This is a genomic window from Peptostreptococcus russellii, from assembly GCF_003012055.1.
GTDB lineage: Bacteria > Bacillota > Clostridia > Peptostreptococcales > Peptostreptococcaceae > Peptostreptococcus > Peptostreptococcus russellii.
Genome location: NZ_JYGE01000008.1, coordinates 1 through 5,013, shown reverse-complemented (window position 1 = coordinate 5,013; position 5,013 = coordinate 1). Strand labels below are relative to the sequence as shown.

At 48.0% G+C, this 5,013-nt stretch carries 3 rRNA genes; all 3 read right to left on the bottom strand.

Annotated elements, in window-relative coordinates:
• Window positions 1–21: 21 nt before the first annotated feature.
• Window positions 22–138 (bottom strand): 5S ribosomal RNA (rrf, locus tag UF10_RS09055).
• A 66-nt stretch (window positions 139–204) separates the two neighbouring features.
• Window positions 205–3,107 (bottom strand): 23S ribosomal RNA (locus UF10_RS09050).
• 226 nt (window positions 3,108–3,333) lie between these two features.
• A 16S ribosomal RNA gene (locus tag UF10_RS09045) occupies window positions 3,334–4,851 on the bottom strand.
• The 16S, 23S and 5S rRNA genes sit together here, the layout of an rRNA operon.
• Between the last annotated feature and the right edge of the window lie 162 nt (window positions 4,852–5,013).

The window sequence follows — 5,013 nt, the reverse complement described above, 5'->3', positions numbered from 1 at the left end:
ATTCCGCCACTTCGGCATATTACGTGGCTACTTCCTACTCTCCCAGGCAGTTTCCCACCAAGTACCTTTGGCGCTGGAGAGCTTAACTTCTGTGTTCGGTATGGGAACAGGTGTATCCTCTCTGCTATAATAACCACATATTTAATTGAAGTTTGTACCTTCAAAACTGAGTATATTTAGTAAACTTTGACTCCATCGTATTTATTGGTCAAGTCCTCGATCTATTAGTATCAATAAGCTACATACATTACTGCACTTACACCTTTGACCTATCAACCAGGTAGTCTTCCTGGGATCTTAACCTTACGGTGGGAAATCTTATCTTGAAGTGGACTTCGCGCTTAGATGCTTTCAGCGCTTATTCTTTCCATACATAGCTACCCAGCTATGCCCTTGGCAGGACAACTGGTACACCAGAGGTATGTCCACCCCGGTCCTCTCGTACTAGGGGCAGATCTCCGCAAATTTCCTACGCCTGCGACGGATAGGGACCGAACTGTCTCACGACGTTCTGAACCCAGCTCGCGTACCACTTTAATGGGCGAACAGCCCAACCCTTGGGACCAACTACAGCCCCAGGATGTGATGAGCCGACATCGAGGTGCCAAACCTCCCCGTCGATGTGGACTCTTGGGGGAGATAAGCCTGTTATCCCCAGGGTAGCTTTTATCCGTTGAGCGATGGCCCTTCCACGCAGAACCACCGGATCACTAAGTCCGTATTTCTACCTTGCTCGACCTGTATGTCTCGCAATCAAGCTCCCTTTTGCCTTTACACTCTTCGTACGATTTCCGACCGTACTGAGGGAACCTTTGAGCGCCTCCGTTACCTTTTGGGAGGCGACCGCCCCAGTCAAACTGTCCACCAGACAGTGTCCCAAGACCAGATTCATGGCCTATGGTTAGAGTCCAAACACTACAAGGGTGGTATCCCAAGGGTGACTCCATCAAAACTGACGCCCTGATTTCATAGTCTCCCACCTATCCTGTACATGTAGTATCTAGCCCCAATGTCAAGTTACAGTAAAGCTCCATGGGGTCTTTCCGTCCTGTCGCAGGTACCCGGCATCTTCACCGGGATTACAATTTCACCGAGTCTGTTGTTGAGACAGTGCCCAAATCGTTACGCCTTTCGTGCGGGTCGGAACTTACCCGACAAGGAATTTCGCTACCTTAGGACCGTTATAGTTACGGCCGCCGTTTACTGGGGCTTAAAATCACTGCTTCGATTGCTCTAACAGATCCTCTTAACCTTCCAGCACCGGGCAGGCGTCAGCTCCTATACATCGTCTCGCGACTTAGCAGAAACCTATGTTTTTGGTAAACAGTCGCTTGGGCCAATTCTCTGCGGCCTCATTTCTGAGGCACCCCTTATCCCTAAGTTACGGGGTCATTTTGCCGAGTTCCTTAACAACAGTTCTCTCGCTGGCCTTAGGATACTCTCCTCACCCACCTGTGTCGGTTTGCGGTACGGGTACCTTTAATCTCGATAGAGACTTTTCTCGACAGTGTGAAATCAGCTGCTTCGCTACTTATTTTCGCTCCCCATCGCGCCCCAGCATTAACTAAACGGATTTACCTATCTAGTCTGCCTCAACGCTTGGACACACATAACCAACAGTGTGCTCAGCTTATCCTACTGTGTCATCCCATCTCTCAAGCAATTATCGGTAGTACAGGAATATCAACCTGTTGTCCATCGCCTACGCCTTTCGGCCTGAGCTTAGGTCCCGACTAACCCAGGGAGGACGAACCTTCCCCTGGAAACCTTGGGTTTACGGCCTGAAGGATTCTCACCTTCATCTCGCTACTCATGCCAACATTCTCACTCCCATGCTGTCCACGACTCCTTACGGTATCGCTTCAGCCTACATGGGAAGCTCCCCTACCCATCATAAAAATGATGTCGTAGCTTCGGTAGTATGTTTTAGCCCCGGAAATCTTCGGCGCAGAATCACTCGACCAGTGAGCTATTACGCACTCTTTAAATGAGTGGCTGCTTCTAAGCCAACATCCTGGTTGTCTGTGCAATCCCACATCCTTTACCACTTAACATACATTTAGGGACCTTAGCTGACGATCTGGGCTTTTTCCCTCTCGACTATGAACCTTATCACCCATAGTCTGACTCCTGAATAAAAGATTATGGCATTCGGAGTTTGATAGTCTTCGGTAGGTACAATACCCCCTAGGACATTCAGTGCTCTACCTCCACATCTCTACATTCAAGGCTAGCCCTAAAGCTATTTCGGGGAGAACCAGCTATCTCCGAGCTCGATTGGAATTTCACCGCTACCCACAAGTCATCCCCGCATTTTTCAACATACGTGGGTTCGGACCTCCGCGAAATTTTACTTTCGTTTCATCCTGCTCATGGGTAGGTCGCTCGGTTTCGGGTCTACGTTAGGTGACTAATTCGCCCTATTCAGACTCGCTTTCGCTTCGGCTACACACCTGAAGTGCTTAACCTTGCCACATAACGTAACTCGTTGGCCCGTTCTACAAAAAGTACGCGGTCACGCCAATAATGCGCTTCCACAGTTTGTAAGTGTAGGGTTTCAGGTTCTATTTCACTCCCCTCCCGGGGTTCTTTTCACCTTTCCCTCACGGTACTATTCACTATCGGTCACTAGGTAGTATTTAGCCTTAGGGGGTGGTCCCCCTTGCTTCCCACAAGGTTTCACGTGTCTCGTGGTACTCTGGATCATATCAAGAGATTTCTTGGCTTCGTATACGGGACTATTACCCTCTGTGGTTGAACTTTCCAGCTCTATTCTACTTGCAATAACTTCTCCTTAAGATATGTCCGCAACCCCGAACTAGTAAACTAGCTCGGTTTGGGCTCTTTCGCGTTCGCTCGCCGCTACTAACAAAATCGAATTTCTTTCTCTTCCTTCAGGTACTTAGATGTTTCAGTTCCCTGAGTTCCCCTCTATACACTATGTATTGATGTATAGATACTCAAACATTACTTTGAGTGAGTTTCCTCATTCAGAAATCTTCGGATCAATATGTATGTGCCACTCCCCGAAGCTTATCGCAGCTTATCACGTCTTTCATCGGCTCCTAGTGCCAAGGCATCCGCCCTACACCCTTAATAACTTGACCAGTTATTATTGAGATTTTTCTAATTTATTGTCTTTCGACAAGTTTAAAGAATAATTGGTGTTTTAATGAGTTTTCTCTCAGATACATTAGTATCATTTTTATATTAATTATCCGTTAGGATAATAATAGATGTCATTGTTATCACTAAATATATTCAGTTTTCAAGGTACAAATTTTGAAAATTCTAATGAACTTTCAAAATCGAACAGCAGGTAATTCTCCTTAGAAAGGAGGTGATCCAGCCGCACCTTCCGATACGGCTACCTTGTTACGACTTCACCCTAGTTATTGATTCCACCTTCGACGACTTCTTCCTTGCGGTTAGATAATCGGCTTCGGGTGTTTCCAACTTCCATGGTGTGACGGGCGGTGTGTACAAGACCCGGGAACGCATTCACCGCAGCATTCTGATCTGCGATTACTAGTAACTCCAGCTTCATGTAGGCGAGTTTCAGCCTACAATCCGAACTGAGAATGGCTTTAAGGGATTAGCTCCACCTTGCGGCTTGGCAACCCTCTGTACCACCCATTGTAGCACGTGTGTAGCCCTAAGCATAAGGGGCATGATGATTTGACGTCATCCCCACCTTCCTCCAGGTTATCCCTGGCAGTCTCTCTAGAGTGCCCAACTTAATGCTGGCAACTAAAGACAAGGGTTGCGCTCGTTGCGGGACTTAACCCAACATCTCACGACACGAGCTGACGACAACCATGCACCACCTGTCATCTCAGCCCCGAAGGGAAGGTAGGATTAACTACCGATCTGAGAGATGTCAAGCTTAGGTAAGGTTCTTCGCGTTGCTTCGAATTAAACCACATGCTCCGCTACTTGTGCGGGTCCCCGTCAATTCCTTTGAGTTTCACACTTGCGTGCGTACTCCCCAGGCGGAGTATTTAATGCGTTAACTGCGGCACCGAGGGGGGTAACCCCCGACACCTAATACTCATCGTTTACGGCGTGGACTACCAGGGTATCTAATCCTGTTTGCTACCCACGCTTTCGTGCCTCAGTGTCAGTTACAGTCCAGAAAGCCGCCTTCGCTACTGGTGTTCTTCTCAATATCTACGCATTTCACCGCTACACTGAGAATTCCACTTTCCTCTCCTGCACTCAAGTCTTCCAGTTTCGGCGGCTTAATACGGTTGAGCCGTAGCCTTTAACCACCGACTTGAAAGACCACCTACGCACCCTTTACGCCCAGTAAATCCGGATAACGCTAGCACCCTACGTATTACCGCGGCTGCTGGCACGTAGTTAGCCGGTGCTTCCTCACAGGGTACCGTCATTATCTTCCCCTGCGACAGAACTTTACGATCCGAAGACCTTCATCGTTCACGCGGCGTTGCTGCATCAGGCTTTCGCCCATTGTGCAATATTCCCCACTGCTGCCTCCCGTAGGAGTTTGGACCGTGTCTCAGTTCCAATGTGGCCGATCACCCTCTCAGGTCGGCTACTGATCGTGGCCTTGGTAGGCTTTTACCCCACCAACTAGCTAATCAGACGCGGGTCCATCCTATACCGCTAACGCTTTGATACACCGAAGATGCCATCAGTGTACGTTATCATGTATTAGTATGCTTTTCAGCATGTTATCCATGTGTATAGGGCAGGTTACCCACGCGTTACTCACCCGTCCGCCGCTCAGTCTTCTCTGGTGCAAGCACCAAAGGGACCGCGCTCGACTTGCATGTGTTAAGCACGCCGCCAGCGTTCATCCTGAGCCAGGATCAAACTCTCGTTAAAAAATTTGTCTGCTCAGATAATTATCTCGAAATATCTGGCTTGGTTTGTTTGTGGTTTAAACAAGTTTGCTTGTTTAAACAGTTAATTTCAAATGCTTTATTTAAAAAGCTTTATTGAATTAACCTGCTGTTCAATTTTCAAAGTTCATTGTGCGTCGTGTTT